Genomic DNA, 21,716 nt, shown 5'->3' on the forward strand with positions numbered 1-21,716 from the left:
CCTCGTTTACGGTGTGCCTTAAGCGCTTACGCATGCAGATACGCGCCTTGTACGCGGGTTCAATGATGCGACAGGATCTCGCCCAGGAATGCCCGGGTCCGGGGATGGGCGGGCGCGCTGAAGAAACTTTCGGGATCATTTTCCTCGACGATCTCGCCGTCGGCCATGAAGATGACGCGGTCGGCGACCTGGCGGGCGAAACCCATTTCATGCGTCACGCAGATCATCGTCATGCCGTCGCGGGCGAGCGACACCATCGTATCGAGCACTTCCTTGACCATTTCAGGGTCAAGAGCCGAGGTTGGTTCGTCAAACAGCATTGCCTTGGGTTCCATGCAGAGAGCGCGGGCAATCGCGACGCGCTGCTGCTGGCCGCCGGAAAGCTGGGCCGGGTATTTGTCCGCCTGATCGCCGATGCGGACCCGTTCCAGATATTTGCGGGCCGTCTTTTCCGCCTCGGGACGCGACAGTTTGCGCACGCGCATGGGCGCGAGAATGCAGTTCTCGAGCACCGTCTTGTGCGGGAAAAGGTTGAACTGCTGAAACACCATTCCGACTTCGCGGCGGACCGCATCGATCGCCTTCTGGTCGTCCTTTACGGTATGGCCCGATACGACGATCTCGCCACCCTGACTTGCTTCCAGCCGGTTGATACAGCGGATCAGCGTCGACTTGCCCGACCCCGACGGACCGCAGAGAACGATCTTTTCGCCCTTTGCGACGGTCAGGTTGACTTTCTTGAGGGCGTAGAATGCGCCGTACCACTTTTCCACGTCGCGCATCATGATCATCGGCTCTTTGCCGGTCGACTGGGCGTTGGTGTTGGTCACAATTGCCATGGTCATTTTCCCTACTCTATCTTGCCAAACCGGCGGACATACGCCGCTCGATGCGTCGTCCCCACAGGGACAGCGGCCAACACATTGCGAAATACATGGCGCCGACGACGCCGAACACGAGAAGCGGTTGGTAGATCTGGTTGGAGACGATCGAACCTGCACGCGTCAGCTCGATGAAGCCGACGATGGCAGCAAGCGACGTGCCTTTCAGAAGCTGGACCAGGAAGCCGACGGTTGCCGGCAGCGATAGCTTGAAGGCCTGCGGCATGATTACGTCGAACATCAGGCTGCGGGTGTGGAGGCCGAGCGCATCGGCAGCTTCAGTCTGGCCCTTCGGCACCGCCTCGATCGCGCCACGCCAGATTTCGCCCAGAAATGCCGAAGCATGCGCGGTCAGCGCGATGCCGACGGCGGCCCAACCGGGTAGATCGAAGCCCAGAAGCGGCAGGCCGAAATAGGCGACGAAGAGCTGCATCAGAAGCGGTGTGCCCTGGAAGAGCCCGATCCAGCCGATTGCGATATAACGGACCAAGGCGATCCTCGACACCCGCATCAGCGCCACGATGACGCCCGAGATGATGCCGCCGACAAAGGCCATCGCGGTCAGGACAAGCGTCCAGCCAAGGCCTTGCAGCAGGTAGGTCAGTTCTTGGTATCCCATATCCTGGTCCTCCTCAGCGCTGCGGATAGTTGAAGGCACGCCGGCCAATGGCGGCAAGCGTCCACATGGTCACCATCGAAATGACGAGATAGATGCCGGTCAGGGTGAAGTAGGTCTCGAAACTGCGGAAGGTTTCAGCCTCGATACGCTGACCCACCGATGTCAGTTCGTAAGCCGAAATCGAGGTGCAGATCGCGGTCGTCAGCGTCAAAAGGATGAACTGGCTCGACAGCGACGGATAGATGGCCCGCAGCGCCGGCTTCAGCACGATCATCCGGAAGACTTCATGATTGTGGAGGCCGAGAGCCAGACCGGCCTCGGTCTGCCCCTTGGGAATGCTTTCCACACCACCGCGAATAATCTCGATCGCATAGGCGCCACCGTTCAACCCCAGTGCCAGAACCGCGGTCATAGTGGGGTTGAGCCGGACGCCGGCCAGAGGCAGCGCAAAGAAGATGAAGTAGATCTGCACGAGGAAAGGCGTGTTGCGGATCACCTCGACGAAAGCTGTGACGAGAAAGGACGGGATGACCATGTTCGTTCTGAGGATCGCCACGCCCAGCACGCCGATAACAGTCGCAATCATCATGCCGGCTACGGCCAGGAACAGGGTTCCCAACGTGCCATAGACCAGCGATTGCCAAGCATCGGTGACGACGCTGAAATCAAGTGTCATGTTCTACCTCCCTCATTGCCTTCACCATCGCCGCGTCTCAGTCCCAATCGGGTTCCCACTCGAAACGGGAATAGCGCTCGCCACGCGCCAGCGCATGAATGGCAGCCATGTCTTCCGACGACAGTTCAAAATCGAAAATGTCCATGTTGGACCGGATGTTTTCGGCCTTCGCGGAGCGCGGAATGGCACCGATATGGTCTTGCTGGACATGCCAGCGCAACGCTATCTGACCCGCCGATTTGCCGTACTTCGCTCCGAGCTCGGTCAGCAGCTTGGAGCTGAACACCTTGCCGCGGGCAATCGGCTGATAGGCATTGAGCAGGATGTCGGCCCGGCGCATGCGCTCGAGCAGTTTTTCCTGCGACAGGAATGGATGATATTCGACCTGATTGCAAAACAGCTCGGCCTTGTGGACGTCGAGCGCCTCGTCGAGCAGTGCCACGGTGAAATTGCTGACACCGATCAGCCTTGTTTTGCCCTTGGCTTTTGCCTGCGCAAATGCACCAAGCGTTTCGCCAAGGGGCACGTCTTTGGTCGGCCAGTGAACGAGGAGCAGATCGACATAGTCGAAACCCAGCCGTTCCAAGCTCTCATCAACGCGGGCGGCGACCGTTTCCGGGTCAAGATCGTTGAACCAGATCTTGGTGGTGACGAAGAGCTCTCCCCGTGCCACGCCGCTTTCGCGAATGGCGTTGCCGACTTCGACCTCGTTTCCATAGCGTATCGCGGTATCGATCTGGCGGTAACCGAGTTCGATGGCAGTACGAATCGCCGCCTCGCCTTCCGGTCCTTTCAGTTCGAATGTGCCGAAACCGAGGCTCGGGATATCCACGCCCTGGATGGTCTTTATTTGCAAGCTGGTCATTGGCCCTCGTCGGATTCGGGTTCGAGAATTCTGCGCGACGCGATCAGCGTTCGCTTGGCCCATTCGGCGGCGGACAGGCTCGCCGACTGCTTGTCGTTGGGAATTTCCACGGCGACCGGCAGATCGGCCGGCATGGCGGCAAACATGCCGGCAAGGTCGAGTTCCCCCTCGCCTGGCAGGAGCCGCGCGTGTCGGGCCGTGTAGTTCAGTTCTTCCCGCGTCTCCGGGATCTTGGCCGGAGCGTCGCAGATCTGCGCGTAGTTCAACCACTTGCGCGGCACAGCAGTGATCTCTTCAATGGTCGTGCGGGCCCGCGAGACATGCAGCGTATCGATGATGACGCCCTGGTTCGGCTGGTCGGCAGCAGTCAGGACGCGCGTGGCAGCCGCTAAATCCCGCAGCTCCGATTGCGGCATGAATTCGAGATCCATCGACAGGCCGAAGGGACGCGCTGCCTCGCAGAGTTTGACAAAGGAAGCTGTCAGGCGCCCTTCGTCGGCATCGTCACCGGCAACAAGAATGGCGCGGGCGCCAAGCTGTGCAGCACATTCGAGAAACGGCAGCAGCGGTTCCGGATCGAAATCCGGCGAAATCCGGATCATCTCGATATCGAACACTGCGACGCCGCTGTCGGCCATCAAGCTTATCAGGGATTTCACGCGCGCCGGGTCATCCATCAGCGGATAAGCAAGGCCGCCGGGAAATGCCGGCATCAGGCGCAGGCCGAGATAGTCGTATCCGGCCTCAGCTGCCGCACGCACGGCCTCTTCCGGCGCGACGCCGAGCCCGGTCAGGAAGGAAAGGGACCACTTACGTTTCATGCCGCCACCTTTGCCGGTGCTAGCATTTCAGCGAGCGTCACCGTGCGATCCTCGCGGCCGGCGAGATCGACCGCAAGCGTCGCGGCAAGCGTCGACATGCCGTCGCGCGCGCTGATCAGCGGCTGCGCATCGCCACGGATCACATCGACGAAGTGGTCAAGCTGGTTGACATAGGTGAGCGAGCCATCGCCGGGGCGGTATTCGCGCACCAGCGGATGCTGCCAGTGATCGTTTTCTTCCGCGTGCCGCCACAAATACATGTCGGAGACAGACAGTGCTGCCTTTCGTCCGGCGAGGAAAAGGCAGGGACCGGGCTGCGCCGGATGATAGAGCGCCTGGCCGGACGTATACTCCCAGGCCCAGGGGCTGACTGCTGCGTCCGAGATCAGGAACGTGCCGAGCACGCCGTTGACGAAGCGGATCGAAATGCTTGCCGTGTCTTCGACCTCAAAGCCGCGGCGGGCCGAGGATGTGAAGGCGCGGATGCTTTCGATCTCGCCGACCAGATAGCGCAGCACGTCGATATCGTGGATGAGGTTGATCAACAACACGCCGCCGCCGCGCTTGCGGCGCCACTCGGTGTTGAAATAATCGTCCGGCTTGTCGAACAGGGTCATGCCGTTGACGGCGACCAGCGGTCCGAGCTCTCCGGCGTCGATGGCGCGTTTGGCGGAACGGATGTCGGGGCTGTGGCGACGCTGATGACCCACAAGGACGGCCACGCCGCTTTGTTCCGACGCCTCAACGATGCGGGCAGCCGAGGCGATGCTTTCGGCGATCGGCTTTTCGATCATGCAGGGGACGCCGCGCTCGATGCAGGCGAGAGCGGCCGGTGTATGGAGATTGTTCGGCAGCGCGATGATGGCGCCGTCGGGCTTTGCCTCGTCGAGCATGGTGTCGTAGTCGGCAAAGTACGGGACGGAGAGGCGCGCGGCGAGTTCGGCTGCAGCGGACGACGGATCGCAGATCGCGGCAATTTCGGCGCGGCGGTTGGACACCAGGAGGTCGGCATGTTCGCGGCCGATCAGACCTGCACCCATCAGACCGACGCGGGTCATTGCGTCATCTCCGCCATGGCCCGCAGAGCGAGGCGATAGCCGTAGGCGCCGAAGCCCGCCATGACTGCCGTTGCGGTCTTCGAGACGAGTGACTTGTGATAGATTTCCTCGCGCTGATGCACGTTTGAAATGTGCAGCTCGATCTTCGGCTTGTCGAAGGTCTTCAGCGCATCAAGGATAGCGATCGACGTGAACGTATAGGCCGCCGGATTGATGATGATGCCGGCGGCATCATGGCGCGCCGCATGAATGGATTCGATGATCTCGCCTTCGAAATTCGACTGGCGGAAATCGATCGCGACGCCGAGTTCGGCAGCGTCCGCTTCCAACCAGCCACGGATTTCGTCGAGCGTCGTGCGGCCGTAGATATCCGGCTCGCGCTGACCGAGAAGATTGAGATTGGGTCCGTTCAGGATAAAGATCGTGCGCATGTCCATACCTTTTGCTGCAGATCGGGGCGCGCTTTTCCAATCGCGGCTGCGCGCCCCGTTTCGTCATGCGGTCGTGGAATCGACGCTAACTTTTACTGTACGGTGAAGGGGATGCCTTCGAGCTTTTCCGGGAAGTTCGGAAGCGCGTCTGCGGCCAGCCACTTCTTGTTGATCGCTTCGAGACGGCCGTCGGCCTTGATCTTGTCGATGAACTTGTTCAGCCAGTCGTTGATTTCCTTGTCGCCGAGCTTGGTGGTGACGCCCATCCACTGTTCGTTGAAGACCAGCTTCTGTTCGTAGTCGTTGCCTGGCGATGCACGGTCGAGGTTGATCTTGTAGGTCGTGTTGCCACCGATCGCATCGACCTGGCCGGAGACGAGCGCCTGGATGTTGGAGCTGTCGTCGTCGAAGCGGCGGATGTTGGGAACGTCACCCAGAAGGGTGGTGATCGCCTTGTCCTGGGCTGCGCCGCGTGGCACGCCGATGCGCAGGCTCTTGGCGTCCTCGATCGCGGTGATCTTGTTCTTGGCGCTCGACAGAAGAATGATCTTCAGGCCTGCATAAGGCTTGCTGAACTGCACGGCCTTGGCGCGATCCGGATACATGCCCATCACGGCCATCTGCAGATCGACCTTGCCGGTCAGAAGGTTCGGGATGCGGGCCGAGACGGCGTTCGGTACGAACTCGACCTTGACGCCCATTTCCTCGCCGATCAGCTTGGCCACATCGACGTCATAGCCGATGTTCTGGCCGCTGGCGTCGATCGAGCCCCATGGTGCCTGTTCGCCCATGACGCCGACCCGGATGACGCCGGCGCTCTTGATCTTCTCAAGAGCCTGCGCATGGGCGGCAGACGCGCCGAGCGCCATGCTGACGCCCGCAACCAGCGTCAATGCGAGTGTGCGGAATGAAAATTTGCCTGGCATGAAATGTCCTCCTCAGGGTTGATGCCTTTTGATGCCTGGGCGGCGACTCCTCTTCGCAACCCAAACGGAAATACCCGTAATTCAATTAACCAACCCGTTGGTTGATGTCAATCGACGTGCTATTCCTGCTCGCGGATTGATTGCTTACACTTAAGCCGCTGCTCCCTGTTGCCTGCTGTGGTAACGGGGCCGAGAGGCCGAGGAATTGAGATGACGACCACCGAAAACATGTCCACTGATACGAGTCTTGACCCGGGCCAAAGGTCGCCGGAAAGGCGCAGACGCTTTTTGCTGGAATCGGCAATCACGGAATTTTCGACCTACGGTATCGGTGGCGCACGGGTCGATCGCATCGCTCAGCGCGCGAATTCCAACAAGGCAATGGTCTACCACTACTTCGGCAGCAAGGAGGATCTCTACCTTGCCGCGATGGAGCATCTTTACACCGGCATCCGCAGTGCCGAAGACGCACTCGTGCTCGATCCGGAAGATCCCGTCGGTGCGATGAAGTCGCTGATCGGCTTTACCTTCCGGTATTATATCGACAACCCCGCCTTCGTCCGAATGATCAACACCGAAAACCTGCACGGCGCAGCGCATCTGCAGTCGGCCGGCGACATGAAGGGGCTTAACAGCTCGGTCGTGACGAAGGTCTCGACGATCCTCGATATCGGGGTCGCAAAGGGCCTTTTCCGACGCGTGGACCCTCTCGATCTCTACATCTCGATTTCCGCCCTCGGCTTTACCTATGTTTCCAATCGCCACACGCTGAAGGTCCTGTTCGGACGCGACCTCATGGCTGCAGACGCGGTCGAGGCACGCCTGGAAACCATGACCGACATGATCCTGCGATATGTCGCTGCGGACGGTCATCAGCCCCTCCCCGCGATCGATCGGTAATGGGCGATGGTCTGTGATATTCCCTGCCGGAGCAGCGTAACGGGGATCGGGCCCAGCAGAGCCTGATTGTCGGTGGCTTTGATATCCGGCGCCATCGGCACGGCTGGGACGCCAAAATCAATGTTTGCGCCGGGGATCTCGGCCCTGATCGCTGCGATCACGTCCGGGACGTCCTCGCAGGCACCGCCAACCGAAAACGCATGCGCGCCCTCGAACGGTCTTGTTGCCGCCGCCGCGAAGGCCGCTGCAACATCGGCGACGAAAACGAGATCCTGCGGGCCGGAATATCCGATCGTGTAGGCATTGCCGAGAACCGCTTCGCGGCAGGCAAGCGTTGGGCCCGCCGTCAGCCCGCTTTCGCGCCCAGGCCCGTAGACAACCGTCGGGCGAAGGCCAATGCTTGAGATACCAGCATCCGCCCAATACGCGCGGGCGCTCCCTTCGCAGGCAAGCTTGAAGGCGCCGTAATGCGTGACCGGATGTGGCGTCGAGCCGTCATCGGGGCCAAAGACGGCAGCGCTGCTGGCATAGGCAATCCGCGCAATGCCGTTAGCCTTGGCCGCTTCGAACGCATTCAGCGTGCCGATCAGGTTCACCGTCGCGCCTAGGACCGGGTCGTTCTTGCAGGCTGGGGTCAGCAGAGCGGCGAGATGAATAATGGATGCGCAATCTTTGGCGGCGGATTTGACGGCGGCGCCATCGGTAATATCGCCCTCAAACCACTCGACGTGATCCGCTTCGTCGCCAGCGATGTCCCGCAATATGCGGCGGTCGGTCGAGCGATCGAAAATCCGCACGTCATGGCCTTCGGCCTTCAACGCCTTGAGGATCCAGCCGCCCAGAAAGCCGGCGCCGCCGGTCATCAGAATCCGGGTCATGGCGCGCCCCGCATATCTTCCGAGGTAATCGAGAAGGCGGTCTCATAGATATCAGTGACCGGCGCTTGAAGGATGCCGCTTTCGATCGCCAGCCGCTCCACCTCGGGCAAGGCCGCCCGCAGTCCTGCGCTCGACGACCCCTCGACCAGAACGACGACGTCGAAGACAGTCTCGTTCATTTCAGACCGCAATTCCGTTTCCTTGGTGCGAACGCTCGAAACCTCGTTGCGGGAAACACCGATATGGACGCAGGAGACACCACGCACCGCGAGCATCGCGTCCGCGAGTGCCTGAGCACTTGCCCGCAGCCGGGTTTCGCCATCGTCGCCCGAGAGATCGAAGCGGATCGTCGCCATGCTGCCACCGTCACCATGGCCGGCTTCAGCAATGCGTTCGCAGGCGACGCGCAGAAAATTACGGAAACTTGGCGCAACAGCCGTCGTCCAGGGTGTCGGGTTGTTCAAACGCTCGAGGTAGTCGGGGGAACGGAACGTCTCCAGTGTCTCGCCGGAATAGACGGTTCCGAAAGCGTAGCGGGACGCATCAGGAGCATGCAGCCGCTTGCCGGTCCTGAAACCCGGGATCGAAAGGCGCTCCGGCATATGTTCACGGGTATGCCATTCGATATATTCGGCATGCCCGCCCTCTTCGATGTCGTGCCAGATCGCCAGAAAGGCGTTGCCGTTCATTCCCATCGTCTTCTCCTCCCATTCACTCGCCCTGCATCCTCAGCGCTTGACAAGCCGGTCATTTGCGACCCATGTAGGCCACTAGAATGTTAGTATGCTAAAAATGTCAAGCGCTAGGTTCCAACCAAACGGATGCGTGATGACAACGAACGAAAAGAAAGCGGCTCTTGGGAAACGGGTCGTAATGCCAGGGAGGAGATACACATGGCGAACCAGGAAACACCTCGCGTTGCGATCGTCACAGGGGGGGCCGGCGGGCTCGGATTTCCGATCGCAGCAAGACTTGCGGCCAAGGGCCACAAGGTCGCGCTATGGGACATCAACAAGGAACGGGTCGAAGAGGCTGCTGCCAAACTTCCGGGCGCCAAGGGTTATGTGGTCAACGTCATGGACCCCGCAGCCGTCGAGGACGCTACGGTGCAAGCGGTCGCGGACCTGGGGCCGCTCGGCATTCTCGTGACCTGCGCCGGTCACAACGGCCCGCTCGAAAAATTCGTCGATTACCCGCATGACGGCTGGCGTTTTGTGATGTCGCTCAATCTCGATGCGGTATTCTACTGCTGCCAATCGGCGGTTCGGCAAATGCTGAAGACCGGCTATGGCCGCATCGTCAATATCGCCTCGATCGCCGGCAAGGAAGGCAATCCCAACGCGGTCGCCTACTCCGCTTCGAAGGCGGGTGTTATCGGCCTGACGAAATCGATCGGCAAGGAACTCGCAACGACGCAGATCCGCGTCAACTGCGTCACTCCGGCCGCGATCGAGACGGAAATGATGAACCAGCTGACACCCGAATTCAAAGCCTATGTTACAGCGAAGATCCCTGTCGGTCGCCTCGGCGAAGCGGAGGAAGTCGCATCGCTCGTCAACTGGCTGGCGTCTGAGGAATGCTCGTTCTCGACCGGCGCCGTGTTCGACGTTTCCGGCGGGCGCGCGACGTATTGAGGTCGCGCAATGTATAAGCAACATCCCCTTTCGCTCGCCTATCTGACCGTGTTCGGTTGTCCTCCGGTCGAGAACGTCAGGATCGCAGCCGCCTGCGGTTACGATCTCGTCAGCCTGCGGCTGATTGCTCCACACGGGCTGGAGCTTGCTCACCCGATCGTCGGGAACCAGAAGCTGATCCGTGAGATCAACGCTGCAGCGTCGGACACGGGCATGTCGTTCTACGACGGCGAGGTGTTCACCCTCCTGCCGGAGACGGACATCAAAACCTGGCTTCCGGTGATCGAGACTGCCGGCGAATTCGCAATGCCGGTCATGCAGATCACCTGCGAAGATCCGGATCTCTCGCGTGCAGCGGACAATCTCGGCCGCATTGCCGACGCGGCGTCGCAATACGGCATCAAAATGGCGATCGAGTTCATGCGCTGGCGTTCCACCGCCAGCATTCATGACGCAAGCCGACTGGCGAGTGCGACGGGCCGGAACAATGTCGGGCTTCTGATCGACGCGCTGCACCTGTCACGCACCGGCGGCAGCCCCGCTGATGTGACAGGCCTGCCGAAGGGCCAGGCCCTGTATCTCCAGCTTTGCGATGCGCCGGCCGAGCAACCGGCAGACAATGCCGGCTGCATTGCAGAGGCCCGCACCGCCCGGATGTTTCCAGGCGACGGTGGCCTGTGGCTGAGGGACCTGATGGCCGCCCTGCCCGCAGATGTCGTAATCAGCGTCGAGACCCCGCATAAAGGAGACGCGGCGCTCAGCTTCATGCAGCGCGCCGAAATAGGAATGGCTGCCACGCGGCGCTTCCTCGACGAGATCTCCACCTGACAAGCGCCCTCAGGGAATGTTGCCTCACTCCCTGAGGGCGCGTACAGAATTCGGTTATGCCGCGTCGGAGCGTATGATCCGCTCCGGGAAGGAAGGGACCGTAGGAATGGATGCAAAACCACGATCCTCGTTGGGCGCAAGGGTGACCGAGAGGCTGAGACGAGCCATCATCGATGGCGAGCTCGAGTTGGGTGACGCACTTTCGGAAGACAAGCTGGCGACCACTCTCGGCGTCAGTCGGAGCCCGGTGAAAGAAGCCTTCGCAACGCTCGAACAGCAGGGCCTCATCGATGTGCGTCCGCAAAGGGGAAGTTTCGTCTTTCTGCCGACTCGCGAAGATACGGAAAACCTGTGCGAATTCCGCAAGACGATCGAGATCGAGGCAGTTCGCCTCGCCATGTCGCGTCGTCGCGATGAAACGTTAAAGGCGATGCGGGCAGCTGCCGAAGACATGATGGCGGCGTGCGAGGCGGGCGACAACCATCGATCCGCCCGCGCTGATGATCATTTCCACGATGCATCACTGGAGAATTGCGGCAATCCGTATCTGTTCAACGCCTACCAGCTCGTGTCGAGCAAGGTCGCGGCACTTCGATCGCACCGTTCCACGCTGCCCACGCGCAAAAACGCGAGTGCTGAACATATCGCCATCGTCGAGCTTCTGGAAAGCAATCGGATCACCGAAGGACTGGACATGCTTGGGACCCATGTCCTGATGATGGCGGTTCGGTACGGTATTGAGGAAGAGCCGCTACGACTTCCGGGTGGACGAGCCGCACGCAGCGCGAAACTCGACCATATCGGCCTTCTGCCGGACTAGTCCCGCAACCGGAACGGACCGCAGGACAGATCCGTCTCAATCGTTGTTTACGATATCGGCGCGGTGTTTCTCCGGCACGCCTTTCGTCTTCTCAACTCTGTCTCGATGCAGCGCGGCGCGTGCGAGGAGAAGGAAGGTGGCCGGCGTCGTAACCGTGACGAAGATCCCGATGAGGATCTCGTGCATCATTGGTCGGCCTGATGTCACGGAGAAAAAGATCATCGACGCGACCATGACGCCGCCCACACCCCAGCTGGTGCCGAGGGTTGGCGCATGGATGCGCTCGTAAAACGTCGGCAGCCGGAGAAAGCCGATCGCGCCGATCAGCGCCAGCGCTGCACCGACAAGCAGGAAGACCGCGACCGCGATGGCGGCCCAGAGCGGGAGATCTGTGGCTTCACTCATTCGATCACCTCGCCCCGCATCAGAAATTTGGCGAGCGCAACGGTTGCCACGAAACCCAGCATGCCGATCACCAGCGCCGCTTCGAAATAGATGACCCGACCCGTGCCGATCCCGAACGTGACAAGCATCAGCATCGCGTTGATGTAGAGCGTGTCCAGTGCAATGATCCTGTCCTGCGCCCGCGGGCCGCCGAACATGCGCACAGAGGCGATAGCCATGGCCGCAGCCAGCATCAATTGTGCAACAGCCACAGCTGTGAAGACGATGATGGCACTCATACGAAGATCTCCATCAAGAGCTTTTCATAGCGGTTCTTGACCATATCGCGCCACTTCGCCTCGTCGTCGAGATCGAGGACATGCAACAGCACGGTATTGTCGTTGGAATCGTATTCCAACCAGGCTGAGCCGGGCGTGCTCGTCAGAACGATCGCGAGCACCGCCAGCGAGAAATGGTTGTGCGTCTGCAGCTGGATCGTCAGGAAGGCCGGATTATGCCGCCGCGAACCGCTCCTCAGGATGACTGCGGCAACCTGCGCGTTCGACTTTGCAACGTCGTAGAGCACCATCCCCAAAAGCTTCGGCAGAAGGTACCATTTGCCGAGTCTCGGCTTCTCCGGTCTCAGCGAAGCCATAGCCCAGCATGCAAAGACTGCGACCATCGTGCCGATAATCAGGTGGCCGAGCGTGAACCCGTTCAGCAGCAGCCACATGAGGACCAGGAAGACGGCAAGGATCGGGAAGGGAAACATCAATCGCCTCCCTGTCCGTTGCTGTCGGCGACGCCCTTCAGGACTGTCGCGTTTCTGACGGCGTTGATGTAATTTTCCGGGCTGGCAAGGGTCCGTATCGTCGTGTCCATGTACTGCATCGCAGGTCCAGCCTGAACCGTCAGCACAAGGGTAAGGCTCAGAAGGAACATGACTGGTACGATCTCGATGACCAGCACCCGCGGCACGGTGCCCTCGATCGAGCTCCAGAACGTCCTGATGCCAACACGCGTCATCGCGATAAGCGCTGCGACGCCTGACAGGATGACGAGAACGATGAGCGTCCAGACAGCAGCAGTCGGCGGCACGCCAATGGCGCCGGTACCCATCATCGCGGACAACATTGCGAATTTGGCGATAAAGCCAGACAGCGGCGGCAGACCGGACAGAAGGATTGCACAGGCTGCAAAGCATATGCCGAGGATCGCCATCGTCCCGGGCATCGTGACCCCGTCGCCCTCTTGCGGCTCATCGTCGTCGGCGTCGCCGTAGGCTTCCATCGTCACGGTGAGGACGCTAGCGCCCGCATCCTGACCACGCTCGACAAGTTCGATCAGCATGAAGAAGGCGCTGATCGTCAGGGTCGAGCTCACGAGATAGAGGAGTGCGCCGGACGAGACCGCACCATCGTTGATGCCGAGCACCATCAGAAGCGTGCCGGACGACACCAGAACCGAATATCCGGCCAACCGGCCCAAGGCCTGCGACGCGAGCACGCCGATCGTTCCAAACACCACTGTCGCGATACCGCCGATGAGCAGGAATGTCGATCCGAACCCGGCCGATGGCCCGGTTTCAAACAGCAGCATGATCAGCCGCAAGATGACATAGATGCCGAGCTTGCTGAGGATCGCGAAAACGCCCGCGACGGGTGCCGAAGCGGCGCTATAGGCGGTCGGAAGCCAGAAGCAGAGCGGCCACATGCCGGCCTTGATGAGAAATGCGATCCCGAGCACGCCGGCGCCGGCTTCCATCAGCATGCGTCGGTCCGGCTCGATCTGCGGAATGCGCGCGGCAAGGTCGGCCATGTTCAGCGTACCGGCCGTGCCGTAAATCAGGCTGACGCCGATCAGGAAGAGAAGTGCTGCGGCAAGGTTGACGGCAATGTAATGGAGGCCGGCCTTCACCCGCAGCGGACCCGAGCCGTGGAGAAGCAGACCATAGGATGCAGCCAGCATCACCTCGAAGAAAACAAAGAGGTTGAAGAGATCGCCGGTGAGGAATGCACCATCCACCCCCATCAGCAGCAGCTGGAACATGGTGTGGAAATGGGCGCCGACCGTATGCCAGCGGGCCATCGAATAGACGAGCGACGCAAGCGCCACCAGCGCCGTCAGAAGCAGCATCATCGCCGACAGTCCGTCGAGCACCAGCACGATCCCGAACGGGGCTGCCCAGTTGCCGAGCAGGTAGACGCCTTCGAAATCACTCGGACCGCTCTCGATACGAAACAGCACGAACGAAACGCAGACGAGGATCACCACCGACGTCAGGCTGACCATCGCCTTGGCAACGCGCTGTCGTTCGTCGATGAACAACAGCACTGCCGCCGCAAGCAGCGGCACCAGGATCGGTGCTATGATGAGGTGATGCGCCCAGCCGTTCATGACGGGTCGCTCCTGCCGTCGACATGGTCGGAGCCGGTCAGGCCGCGGGAGGCGAGCAGCACGACCAGAAACAGTGCGGTCGTGGCAAAGCCGATGACGATTGCCGTCAGCACCAGTGCCTGGGGCACCGGATCCGCCAGGCTTGCGGTAGCCGTGCCGTCCACGAGAACCGGCGGCACATTCGTCTTCACCCCGCCGACGCTGAAGATGAACAGGTTGACGGCATAGGCCAGAAGGGAAAGCCCGACGATGACCTGATAGGTCCGTGGGCGCAGGATAAGCCACACCCCGCAAAAGGTCATGACGCCGATGGCGATGGAGAGAATGATTTCCATCAGGTTTCCTTCGTCTTTGCTGCATCGATTGCCCGCAGGCGATTGATGCGGATCGACTGGTGTGCCAACGCCACCATGATCAGAACCGTCGAGCCAACGACGAGCGAGAAGACGCCGAGATCAAACAGCAATGCCGTTGCCGCCGGCATTTTTCCGACAAGCGGGAGCTCGATATACTGGAAGTGCGAGGTGAGGAACGGGTAGCCGAAAGCCCAGGCTCCAATACCCGTTAAGGCGGCAGTCAGAAGGCCAGCACCCATCCAGCGCAGCGGCAGAATTCGGATCCGATCTTCTGCCCAGCGTGTTCCGCCGGCCAGATACTGCAGCAGGAAGGCGAGTGACAACGTCAGGCCTGCCGAGAACCCGCCGCCCGGCATGTCGTGGCCACGCAGGAACAGATAGACGGCGAACATGATGATGACAGGGAAGAGCCACTGCATGATGACCGACGGGATCAGCATGTAGTCCCGAGCCGTATCGCCCGCAGACCGATCCGGCCGCTCTTCGTCGAAGCGGTTCTGCGCTCGCTGCTGTTCGGGCATTGCCATCGTGTCGTCGGCCGGCCGGAAACGGCGAAGCAGCGCATAGACGGTGAGCGCGACCACGCCGAGAACTGCGATCTCGCCAAACGTATCGAAGCCGCGAAAGTCCACGAGGATCACGTTGACGACGTTGCGGCCTCCGCCCTGCGAATAGGCGTTTTCCAGGAAGTAAGTAGCGATAGCGTCCGGCACCGGCATCGTCATCACAGCATAGGATATGAAGGTCATGCCGACACCGCAGAAAACGGCGAGCGCAAGATCCCGGAAGCGCCTCAGCCGGGCACGGACGGTAATCGGTGAATCATTGATTTCGTTACGCTTCGGCAACCAGCGCAAACCGAGAAGGATAAGCACGGTCGTGATGATCTCGACCAGAAGCTGCGTGATGGCGAGATCGGGCGCCGACAGCCAAACGAAGGTGACGCAGACGATCAGCCCGACGCCGCCAAGCATGACGAGCGCCGCGAGACGATGATATTTCGCGAGGAACGCGGTGCCGAGCGCCAGACAAATCCCGATCAACCAAATGGCCGCGAAGGCCTTGTCGACCCCGGAGAAGACGAAGGGCCGCGGCTCGAACCCGGAGAGCCAGAGCGGCAGGAGACCTGCGACAAAGCCGGTGAACACGACCCAGCGCAACTGCGGCTGCAGCTTGCGGGTACCGATCCGCCGCTCCGCGAGCCTTGCCCAGCGCCATGAGACTTCGACGAGGATACGCTCAAAGATGCGCTGTCCGCGGAAGCGTCTGAACACGGGCGCACCGTCTTTGCACTGCGCAAGATAATTTCGAAGAAGGATGTAGATCAGCGTGCCGGCGACAAGAGCAACGATGCTCATGACGAGCGGAAGGTTGAAGCCGTGCCAGATCGAAAGGCTGTATTCAGGCGTATCCGGCCCGAGCACGCCCATCGCGGCCGCCTGCAGGATCGGTCCAACGGCGATCGCCGGAATGACGCCGACGACAAGGCACGCGACGACCAGAAGTTCGATCGGGAACAGCATCCAGTGCGGCGGCTCGTGCGGCTTTTCCTTGGGAAGACCAACTGGCTTCGGCCCGAAAAAGACCGTGTGGATGAACCGAAGCGAATAGGCGACGCTGAACGCACCGGCGAGAGTGGCGACGTAAGGAAGGATGCGGTCCAGGAACGAGTCCGCGTGGGTCTCGACCGCTTCTGCGAAGAACATCTCCTTCGACAGGAAGCCGTTCAAAAGCGGGACGCCCGCCATCGCCGCACTGGCGACCATGGCAAGTGTGCCGGTAATCGGCATGAACCGGAACAGTCCGCTCAATTTTCGCATATCACGCGTACCGGTCTCGTGGTCGATGATACCGGCTGCCATGAAAAGCGACGCCTTGAACGTCGCATGGTTCAGCATGTGAAAGATCGCAGCGACCGTTGCCAGCGGGCTCCCGAGGCTGAGCAGCGTGGTGATCAGGCCGAGATGGCTGATCGTGGAATAGGCGAGCAGACCCTTCAGATCCTGCTGGAACATCGCGAAGTATGCGCCCAGCAGAAGCGTGATCATGCCGGCCGCACCGACGAGAATGAACCATTCGTAACTGCCGGACAGCGCCGGAGACATGCGCGCCAGGAGAAAGACCCCGGCCTTTACCATGGTCGCAGAATGGAGATAGGCCGATACCGGCGTCGGCGCTGCCATCGCGTTCGGCAGCCAGAAATGGAACGGAAACTGCGCGCTTTTTGTCAGAGCGCCGAGCAGGACGAAGACGAGTGCCGGGACATAGAGGGAATGCGCACGAATGACGTCGCCTGCCTCCAGGATCTTGTCGAGGTCGTAGCTTCCGACGATATTGCCGAGAAGCAGGAGGCCGACGAGAAGGCAGAACCCACCGATGCCGGTCACCGTCAGGGCCATACGCGCACCATCGCGGGCAGCGGAACTGTTGTGCCAGTAACTGATCAACAGGAACGAGAAGATGCTCGTCAGTTCCCAGAAGATCGAGAGGAGGATGACGTTGCCGGAAAGCACGATCCCCATCATGGCCCCCATGAACGCCAGTAGGAACGAGAAGAAGCGCGGAACCGAGTCCTCTTCGGACATGTAGTATCGCGCGTAGATGACGACCAGCAAACCGATGCCGGCGATCAGTAGCGCGAACATCCACGCGAACCCATCAAGTCGCAACTTGAACTCGAGCCCAAGCTGCGGGATCCACTCGAACGTCAGACGGACAACCTGGCCCTCCGTAATCGAAGGGTAGGAGGCAATGACGATCAGAAGGCACGCAAGCGAAACCCCACCGGCGGTCCAGGATGGCAGCACACGCGACGATGTCTTCAGAAAAAATGCCGAAGCAAGACTGCCGACAAACGGCAGAACCAGAAGAACAAGCAGGAAATATGGCCCCAGCGTTATCCCAATGTGTCTGTTCCTCGTGTGTTTCGATGGCCTGAGAGCGCACAATACGCGCCACTAGCAATCTCTCGAAAATTGACCTATATGATTTGTATTGACCAATATGGGCAGAATAGAGCGATGGGTCAAGCCGCGCAAACTTGTATATTGTCTCCAGCGCTTTGCCGGGCGGCCCGAGGGTTCCTCGACTGGACCCAGTCGGACCTTGCCGATCGCTCAGGCGTGTCGCGCAGCACCGTACGCGACTACGAGGGCCAGCGACACGATATTCACAGATCGACCGAGGCTCAGTTGCGCCAGGCGTTCGAAGGCGCGGGCCTTGCATTCGTCGTGACCGAGAATGGAATTGGGATCTGTCCCGGCGAACAGAAGCAAGAGTGCTGAGGCCGCCGATCGGCACCGCAAACCATTTCAGACCCCGGGAACCAAATTCGCGCCAAGAGCTTTCTCCCTACATGTGAGGGAGGGATTGTCACATGAAAATTGCTCTGCTTTCCGCATCGTTCGCCGTCGTCAGCCTGGCGGTCGCGGCTTCCTACGTCCTGCCGTCGGGCAGCACCCTGGAACGCGGCCAACCCTACAAATACGCGATGGCACGCTAATGCATCTCTCAGGCGTTTGAGAAACTCGCAACTCGCGCTGGCGTCTGACGCCGGGTCAGATCGCTTTGAACGTTTCGCAATCTTGCGGCGGAGGCTTTGTGCCGCTCACGCAGCCCAGCTTCGGTCCAGCACGCCGATCCAGTTTTCGAATGCGATCTTCGCAATGTCTTCACTAGAGAAGCCGTGATTACGCAGGGCTTCGATCAGGCGCGGAAGGCCGCTTGCATCTTTTAAGTCCGAAGGCACGGTCGTGCCGTCGAAATCCGAGCCTAGCGCAACGTGATCGATGCCGATCCGCTCGGCGATATAGGCAATGTGCCGCACAAGCACATCGAGGCTCGTGCTTTCGTCTCTGCGCCCGTCGTCGCGCAAGAACAGGACACCGAAATTGATGCCGACGAGCCCGCCTGTATCGCGGATCGCGTCGAGCTGGCGGTCCGTGAGGTTTCGGCTGTGCGCAGAGAGCGCGTGCGCATTGGAATGGGATGCGACAAGCGGCGCCTTCGAGAGTTTTGCGACATCCCAGAAACCGGCCTCGTTCAAATGCGACAGATCGACCATAATCCTGAGGTCGTTGCACGCACGAATCAGGTCTCGTCCGGCGTCACTCAAGCCCGGGCCGATATCCGGCGTTGACGGGAACTTGAACGGAACGCCATAGGCAAAGATGTTCGGACGGCTCCAGACGGGACCAAGAGTTCGCAGGCCCGCTTGGTGAAGCACGTAAAGCGCATCGAGATCCCCGGCAATTGCTTCGGCGCCCTCGATATGCATCACAGCGGCAAAGCTGCCCGTTGCCATCGAGCGGCGGAGATCGTCCGCAGTCCGACAGACCGTGACCCCGCCGTTGGAACGGCGCTCGATATCCAACAGGATCCGAGCCATGGCGATGGTCTGGTTCAGCGCCTCGGGTTGAGCCGGGGTCGGAAAATCGCCGTTCTGGTCCTTTGCCATGGACGGCGACGGCACATAGATGGCGCAGAGACCGCCGGCCAATCCACCCTCGCGGGCGCGCGGCAGATCGATATGACCATCCTTCCGCCCGTCCAGAAAGTCACCGACAGGATCCTTCGCGTCGCTGAGGCGCAGACGCAAGAGCACGTCGTTATGACCGTCGAAAACCGGAACGGGAAAGTTCGTCATCTGTGGAAAAGTCCTGGGGAAGCATGATGCGGAAGACTTCTAGATAGGGTCTCCGGCTCCGAAATACACCCGCGAGACACAGCGGAAAGAATTCGCTGCAGCTCTTTTATCATGCCCGCCTCAGGAGAAGCCGGAACATCGACGAGTCGAACCCGGTCAAGGCCTTGTCCGCAATGCGCAAGACTATCGACTGAAGCGCGAACGAGGCAGCGGTCGTCGCAACGGCGCCCATCACCCCGAAATGCGGGACGAACAGGAAGAAGCCGGCAATCCGGACCACGACGCACACGGCCATGATCTGGAGATAGCGGCCTTCGTGGCCTGCCAAAAGCAGCATGATCACAGAGGGCCTCGTCGTTCCGAGCGCCGCAGTGCCGAGGCAGAGGACCAGCAGTTCCGGGAAATACGCAGCATAGGGTTCATTGATCAGCAGAAGGGCGAAATAGCCGCCGACCAGAATGCCGATCAGGCCGATCGCGCTGAAGGCAAGGGTTATCCAGGCAAGGCTGTCGAGCATCTTGTTGAGCGCCCGCTGTTCGCCGCGATAGTAGAGCCCCGGGAGATGGCGCGTTCCGAAGAGATTGACAGAATCTGCGGCAGCCGCAAACAGATTGGCGAGGCGGACGGTCACGAAATAGGCCCCTGCGATTACCGGGTCCATCAGATAGCCGATGATGATCACGTCTATGTACTGATTAGTAGCTTCGAGAGACGTCGCGAGCCAGAAGCGGACCGATCGCGGAAGCCATAGCCGGTAGTCCGCAACCGCACGGATACGGTTAAAGTCCGGAAAACGATGCAGGATTCGTCCGCGGATGAGATAGAGCTGCAGAAGGAGAGCGAGACCTGCTCCAACTGCCAAGGCCAGGAAAAGATGGGCCGTATCCGGTCGTGTCCCGCTGAAGAAACAGGCGAGCAGATAGAGGACGGGCACGCTCCCGACAATGGCGTTGCCCGCGCCGTCTCCCGAGGCAACGCCGATCTCGGTTCGCACAAGATGCATGCAGATCTGCAGCACGGAGACGATCATCATATAGATGACGCAGGTTATTGCTGTCTGGCCATCGACCAATGCGGAAGCCCAGAAATACAGACCGATCGCGACGATAACGGTGCCGCTGAGCGACAGAAGCAGCGTGAAGTAGAGCGCGCCTTTCAGCTTGGCCGCATTGCCTGCCGCCGTCATCTCGTTCCACATCCGCAGCACGAACGGCTCCTGTCCTGCGGCTGCCACGATGCAAAGCAGCCCCGCTGCGGAGTAGAGGATCGAGTAATGTCCGAACGCTTCGGGATCGAGAAGCCGAGCAGCAAGCGTGATCAGCGTGAAGTTGAGCAACACCATGCCGATCTTGACGCCGACGACGACAGCCATCCCGCCGATATCCGGCCGGCGGATAAGCGCGCCGATCCGACCGGCAAAGGTGCGGTGGGCAGCGGGCGCCACGTGGTCGGATGCATCACCGGACATTGGCGACCCCTTTTCTCAGGAAGTTCTTGAGCGGCTTCGCATGGTGATAAATGGCGGCGACCGCAGCACCCTTGAGTGACAGGGCTACGGTGATATTGCGCATCGTCGTTTCCGTCGGGCGAAAATGCGTTTTGTACCCGGGATCGCCGAGGCAGAGATCCATTACTTTGTGGCCGTCCTGGTGGCGCAGCTGTGCGACGCGGTAAAGGATCTGCATTCCGGCGGAGATTTTCTGATGCTTCTTGATGTCGGATGCAAGCAGCGTTGCGTGAAACTCGCCGTCGCCTGCCAGCCCGAACAGGGCAGCGACAGGTTCTCCAGCGAGATAGCTGACGTAAAGCACAGCTTCTCCTGAAGCCGCCGCTGCGACGGCATAATCACGATAGAGATCGAAATATTCATGGCGATCCAGCAGGTTCTCCGAATAACGGTCCTGTCGCGCCTCCCGAAGGAAGTCGAAGACCGCGCGGATTTCCTGCTCGTCCGTAATGGCTTTGTGCAGGTAGGGGCCGTAGGCTGCTTCCGTCTGTCGGTGCAACCTGCCAAGGTTCTTGGTGAAGTTGCGGTTCATCACCTTCAGGCGCCAATGGTCGAAATCGTCGCCGATATCGAACGCGTAGGCAGAGTTCTCTCCCCGGCTTTCGCGAGCCCCCATGAACAGACGCTGGATGTCGAAGCCATCGGCACGAACCTTGCGGAACATCAGCAGGTCGCCACCGCGAAGCGTTTCGCGCAACGCCTTTAGAACGGCCGGTGATGCGGCGATCTGCTCGAAACGCTCCGCGTCGCAGACGATCGTGTTGTAGTCGCTGATACCGAAATCCGCAGGCTGCATTATCATCACCCCGGATGAGCGCTGCATCACGAGGGGAAGCACGGCAAGGAGACTGTCGTCGGCTTCGTTGCGGAACGTCACCGTCCGCTGCTTCGCGCCCAGGGAAGGACCGAGGCGCCGGTGCAGCATGTCGAGCCACATCGGCGCCTGAAAGGCAGTGCCCTTCCCTTCCGAATAGAGGCGGCGATATTCCGGCCCTGAAAAATCGAACGTCTCTTCTACGGTGACTTTCATGGCTTCGGGGCTTTTCTCGATCGTACTCTGGCGGGGAATTGTCTTCGGCAGTTTGTCCTG

At 60.4% G+C, this 21,716-nt stretch carries 25 protein-coding genes; 6 read left to right on the plus strand and 19 right to left on the minus strand.

All coding sequences use genetic code 11. The features are described 5' to 3' along the window. Positions 1-59: 59 nt before the first annotated feature. The 8 genes from AC0JZ8_RS23120 to AC0JZ8_RS23155 all read right to left on the minus strand — a co-directional run bounded on the left by AC0JZ8_RS23120 (position 60) and on the right by AC0JZ8_RS23155 (position 6,277). The gene (locus AC0JZ8_RS23120) at positions 60-782 is read right to left on the minus strand and encodes an amino acid ABC transporter ATP-binding protein (protein WP_062460402.1); all 723 of its coding nucleotides are present in this window, start codon (positions 780-782) and stop codon (positions 60-62) included. Positions 783-855: 73 nt separating this feature from the next. Beyond that, a complete protein-coding gene (locus tag AC0JZ8_RS23125; protein WP_062459043.1) occupies positions 856-1,500 on the minus strand; it encodes an amino acid ABC transporter permease in 645 nt (214 codons plus the stop codon). Positions 1,501-1,513: 13 nt separating this feature from the next. Then, positions 1,514-2,176 (minus strand): amino acid ABC transporter permease, encoded by a 663-nt coding sequence (locus tag AC0JZ8_RS23130; RefSeq protein WP_092664176.1) that lies wholly within the window; start codon positions 2,174-2,176, stop codon positions 1,514-1,516. Positions 2,177-2,213: 37 nt separating this feature from the next. Further along, a complete protein-coding gene (locus tag AC0JZ8_RS23135; protein WP_471893681.1) occupies positions 2,214-3,041 on the minus strand; it encodes an aldo/keto reductase in 828 nt (275 codons plus the stop codon). Then, positions 3,038-3,862, minus strand: a complete 825-nt coding sequence (locus AC0JZ8_RS23140) for a sugar phosphate isomerase/epimerase family protein (RefSeq protein WP_471893682.1) — start codon at positions 3,860-3,862, stop codon at positions 3,038-3,040. The genes AC0JZ8_RS23135 and AC0JZ8_RS23140 overlap by 4 nt, the downstream gene beginning before the upstream one ends. Then, complete coding sequence (locus AC0JZ8_RS23145) at positions 3,859-4,920, minus strand: Gfo/Idh/MocA family protein (protein WP_471893683.1); 1,062 nt, start codon at positions 4,918-4,920, stop codon at positions 3,859-3,861. The genes AC0JZ8_RS23140 and AC0JZ8_RS23145 overlap by 4 nt, the downstream gene beginning before the upstream one ends. Then, entirely contained in the window at positions 4,917-5,351 is a 435-nt protein-coding gene (aroQ, locus tag AC0JZ8_RS23150; RefSeq protein ID WP_062460400.1) for a type II 3-dehydroquinate dehydratase, read from the minus strand. The genes AC0JZ8_RS23145 and aroQ overlap by 4 nt, the downstream gene beginning before the upstream one ends. A 92-nt stretch (positions 5,352-5,443) precedes the next feature. Further along, complete coding sequence (locus tag AC0JZ8_RS23155) at positions 5,444-6,277, minus strand: transporter substrate-binding domain-containing protein (protein WP_082471667.1); 834 nt, start codon at positions 6,275-6,277, stop codon at positions 5,444-5,446. 288 nt (positions 6,278-6,565) lie between these two features. Between AC0JZ8_RS23155 and AC0JZ8_RS23160 the strand changes: the two genes are divergently transcribed. Continuing rightward, on the plus strand, positions 6,566-7,177 hold the full coding sequence (locus AC0JZ8_RS23160) for a TetR family transcriptional regulator (RefSeq protein WP_471893684.1): 612 nt from the start codon (positions 6,566-6,568) through the stop codon (positions 7,175-7,177). On the opposite strand, the gene AC0JZ8_RS23165 is transcribed toward AC0JZ8_RS23160, so the two are convergent. Both AC0JZ8_RS23165 and AC0JZ8_RS23170 read right to left on the minus strand, forming a co-directional pair. Next, positions 7,150-8,055 carry an NAD-dependent epimerase/dehydratase family protein gene (locus tag AC0JZ8_RS23165; protein WP_471893685.1) on the minus strand — a complete coding sequence of 302 codons (906 nt, stop codon included), beginning with the start codon at positions 8,053-8,055 and terminating at the stop codon, positions 7,150-7,152. The two genes, AC0JZ8_RS23160 and AC0JZ8_RS23165, sit on opposite strands and share 28 nt — an antisense overlap. After that, complete coding sequence (locus AC0JZ8_RS23170; protein WP_471893686.1) at positions 8,052-8,750, minus strand: hypothetical protein; 699 nt, start codon at positions 8,748-8,750, stop codon at positions 8,052-8,054. Before AC0JZ8_RS23170 ends, AC0JZ8_RS23165 begins: the two co-directional genes overlap by 4 nt. A gap of 198 nt (positions 8,751-8,948) precedes the next feature. On the opposite strand from AC0JZ8_RS23170, the gene AC0JZ8_RS23175 reads away from it, so the two are divergent. From AC0JZ8_RS23175 to AC0JZ8_RS23185, 3 genes are all read left to right on the plus strand, one after another. Continuing rightward, positions 8,949-9,689: an SDR family NAD(P)-dependent oxidoreductase gene (locus AC0JZ8_RS23175; RefSeq protein WP_062576423.1), complete on the plus strand. Its 741-nt coding sequence runs from the start codon at positions 8,949-8,951 to the stop codon at positions 9,687-9,689. Between the two features lie 9 nt (positions 9,690-9,698). After that, a complete protein-coding gene (locus AC0JZ8_RS23180; protein ID WP_471893687.1) occupies positions 9,699-10,517 on the plus strand; it encodes a sugar phosphate isomerase/epimerase family protein in 819 nt (272 codons plus the stop codon). A gap of 106 nt (positions 10,518-10,623) precedes the next feature. After that, on the plus strand, positions 10,624-11,337 hold the full coding sequence (locus tag AC0JZ8_RS23185; RefSeq protein ID WP_062576427.1) for a GntR family transcriptional regulator: 714 nt from the start codon (positions 10,624-10,626) through the stop codon (positions 11,335-11,337). A 36-nt stretch (positions 11,338-11,373) separates the two neighbouring features. On the opposite strand, the gene mnhG is transcribed toward AC0JZ8_RS23185, so the two are convergent. From mnhG to AC0JZ8_RS23215, 6 genes are read right to left on the minus strand one after another with little or no spacing between them, the layout of a single operon-like run. Then, complete coding sequence (gene mnhG, locus AC0JZ8_RS23190; protein ID WP_062459008.1) at positions 11,374-11,742, minus strand: monovalent cation/H(+) antiporter subunit G; 369 nt, start codon at positions 11,740-11,742, stop codon at positions 11,374-11,376. Continuing rightward, the gene (locus AC0JZ8_RS23195; RefSeq protein WP_062459005.1) at positions 11,739-12,020 is read right to left on the minus strand and encodes a K+/H+ antiporter subunit F; all 282 of its coding nucleotides are present in this window, start codon (positions 12,018-12,020) and stop codon (positions 11,739-11,741) included. The genes mnhG and AC0JZ8_RS23195 overlap by 4 nt, the downstream gene beginning before the upstream one ends. Continuing rightward, the gene (locus AC0JZ8_RS23200) at positions 12,017-12,493 is read right to left on the minus strand and encodes a Na+/H+ antiporter subunit E (RefSeq protein WP_062459002.1); all 477 of its coding nucleotides are present in this window, start codon (positions 12,491-12,493) and stop codon (positions 12,017-12,019) included. The genes AC0JZ8_RS23195 and AC0JZ8_RS23200 overlap by 4 nt, the downstream gene beginning before the upstream one ends. Beyond that, positions 12,493-14,118: a monovalent cation/H+ antiporter subunit D gene (locus tag AC0JZ8_RS23205; RefSeq protein WP_062576429.1), complete on the minus strand. Its 1,626-nt coding sequence runs from the start codon at positions 14,116-14,118 to the stop codon at positions 12,493-12,495. The genes AC0JZ8_RS23200 and AC0JZ8_RS23205 overlap by 1 nt, the downstream gene beginning before the upstream one ends. After that, positions 14,115-14,453, minus strand: a complete 339-nt coding sequence (locus AC0JZ8_RS23210) for a Na+/H+ antiporter subunit C (RefSeq protein WP_062458996.1) — start codon at positions 14,451-14,453, stop codon at positions 14,115-14,117. Before AC0JZ8_RS23210 ends, AC0JZ8_RS23205 begins: the two co-directional genes overlap by 4 nt. After that, complete coding sequence (locus AC0JZ8_RS23215; protein WP_471893872.1) at positions 14,453-17,374, minus strand: monovalent cation/H+ antiporter subunit A; 2,922 nt, start codon at positions 17,372-17,374, stop codon at positions 14,453-14,455. Before AC0JZ8_RS23215 ends, AC0JZ8_RS23210 begins: the two co-directional genes overlap by 1 nt. A gap of 75 nt (positions 17,375-17,449) precedes the next feature. Between AC0JZ8_RS23215 and AC0JZ8_RS23220 the strand changes: the two genes are divergently transcribed. Together AC0JZ8_RS23220 and AC0JZ8_RS23225 are read left to right on the plus strand one after the other, a co-directional pair. Further along, complete coding sequence (locus AC0JZ8_RS23220) at positions 17,450-17,758, plus strand: helix-turn-helix domain-containing protein (protein WP_062458994.1); 309 nt, start codon at positions 17,450-17,452, stop codon at positions 17,756-17,758. 92 nt (positions 17,759-17,850) lie between these two features. Next, complete coding sequence (locus AC0JZ8_RS23225; protein WP_256413830.1) at positions 17,851-17,976, plus strand: hypothetical protein; 126 nt, start codon at positions 17,851-17,853, stop codon at positions 17,974-17,976. Positions 17,977-18,081: 105 nt separating this feature from the next. Here AC0JZ8_RS23225 and AC0JZ8_RS23230 read toward each other — a convergent pair whose 3' ends face one another. The 3 genes from AC0JZ8_RS23230 to AC0JZ8_RS23240 form a co-directional block, all read right to left on the minus strand. Beyond that, complete coding sequence (locus AC0JZ8_RS23230) at positions 18,082-19,119, minus strand: dipeptidase (protein ID WP_471893688.1); 1,038 nt, start codon at positions 19,117-19,119, stop codon at positions 18,082-18,084. 109 nt (positions 19,120-19,228) lie between these two features. Further along, positions 19,229-20,587: a lipopolysaccharide biosynthesis protein gene (locus AC0JZ8_RS23235; RefSeq protein ID WP_471893689.1), complete on the minus strand. Its 1,359-nt coding sequence runs from the start codon at positions 20,585-20,587 to the stop codon at positions 19,229-19,231. Continuing rightward, complete coding sequence (locus AC0JZ8_RS23240; RefSeq protein WP_471893690.1) at positions 20,577-21,656, minus strand: GNAT family N-acetyltransferase; 1,080 nt, start codon at positions 21,654-21,656, stop codon at positions 20,577-20,579. Before AC0JZ8_RS23240 ends, AC0JZ8_RS23235 begins: the two co-directional genes overlap by 11 nt. Positions 21,657-21,716: the final 60 nt, after the last annotated feature.

This window comes from Velazquezella soli (genome assembly GCF_977018685.1).

Bases quoted from the DNA above. Each gene is read 5' to 3' on its own strand.
- AC0JZ8_RS23120 (WP_062460402.1), bottom strand. From the start codon at position 782: ATGCGCGACGTGGAAAAGTGGTACGGCGCATTCTACGCCCTCAAGAAA.
- AC0JZ8_RS23125 (WP_062459043.1), bottom strand. From the start codon at position 1,500: ATGGGATACCAAGAACTGACCTACCTGCTGCAAGGCCTTGGCTGGACG.
- AC0JZ8_RS23130 (WP_092664176.1), bottom strand. From the start codon at position 2,176: ATGACACTTGATTTCAGCGTCGTCACCGATGCTTGGCAATCGCTGGTC.
- AC0JZ8_RS23135 (WP_471893681.1), bottom strand. From the start codon at position 3,041: ATGACCAGCTTGCAAATAAAGACCATCCAGGGCGTGGATATCCCGAGC.
- AC0JZ8_RS23140 (WP_471893682.1), bottom strand. From the start codon at position 3,862: ATGAAACGTAAGTGGTCCCTTTCCTTCCTGACCGGGCTCGGCGTCGCG.
- AC0JZ8_RS23145 (WP_471893683.1), bottom strand. From the start codon at position 4,920: ATGACCCGCGTCGGTCTGATGGGTGCAGGTCTGATCGGCCGCGAACAT.
- aroQ (WP_062460400.1), bottom strand. From the start codon at position 5,351: ATGCGCACGATCTTTATCCTGAACGGACCCAATCTCAATCTTCTCGGT.
- AC0JZ8_RS23155 (WP_082471667.1), bottom strand. From the start codon at position 6,277: ATGCCAGGCAAATTTTCATTCCGCACACTCGCATTGACGCTGGTTGCG.
- AC0JZ8_RS23165 (WP_471893685.1), bottom strand. From the start codon at position 8,055: ATGACCCGGATTCTGATGACCGGCGGCGCCGGCTTTCTGGGCGGCTGG.
- AC0JZ8_RS23170 (WP_471893686.1), bottom strand. From the start codon at position 8,750: ATGGGAATGAACGGCAACGCCTTTCTGGCGATCTGGCACGACATCGAA.
- AC0JZ8_RS23175 (WP_062576423.1), top strand. From the start codon at position 8,949: ATGGCGAACCAGGAAACACCTCGCGTTGCGATCGTCACAGGGGGGGCC.
- AC0JZ8_RS23180 (WP_471893687.1), top strand. From the start codon at position 9,699: ATGTATAAGCAACATCCCCTTTCGCTCGCCTATCTGACCGTGTTCGGT.
- AC0JZ8_RS23185 (WP_062576427.1), top strand. From the start codon at position 10,624: ATGGATGCAAAACCACGATCCTCGTTGGGCGCAAGGGTGACCGAGAGG.
- mnhG (WP_062459008.1), bottom strand. From the start codon at position 11,742: ATGAGTGAAGCCACAGATCTCCCGCTCTGGGCCGCCATCGCGGTCGCG.
- AC0JZ8_RS23195 (WP_062459005.1), bottom strand. From the start codon at position 12,020: ATGAGTGCCATCATCGTCTTCACAGCTGTGGCTGTTGCACAATTGATG.
- AC0JZ8_RS23200 (WP_062459002.1), bottom strand. From the start codon at position 12,493: ATGTTTCCCTTCCCGATCCTTGCCGTCTTCCTGGTCCTCATGTGGCTG.
- AC0JZ8_RS23205 (WP_062576429.1), bottom strand. From the start codon at position 14,118: ATGAACGGCTGGGCGCATCACCTCATCATAGCACCGATCCTGGTGCCG.
- AC0JZ8_RS23210 (WP_062458996.1), bottom strand. From the start codon at position 14,453: ATGGAAATCATTCTCTCCATCGCCATCGGCGTCATGACCTTTTGCGGG.
- AC0JZ8_RS23225 (WP_256413830.1), top strand. From the start codon at position 17,851: ATGAAAATTGCTCTGCTTTCCGCATCGTTCGCCGTCGTCAGCCTGGCG.
- AC0JZ8_RS23230 (WP_471893688.1), bottom strand. From the start codon at position 19,119: ATGACGAACTTTCCCGTTCCGGTTTTCGACGGTCATAACGACGTGCTC.
- AC0JZ8_RS23235 (WP_471893689.1), bottom strand. From the start codon at position 20,587: ATGTCCGGTGATGCATCCGACCACGTGGCGCCCGCTGCCCACCGCACC.
- AC0JZ8_RS23240 (WP_471893690.1), bottom strand. From the start codon at position 21,656: ATGAAAGTCACCGTAGAAGAGACGTTCGATTTTTCAGGGCCGGAATAT.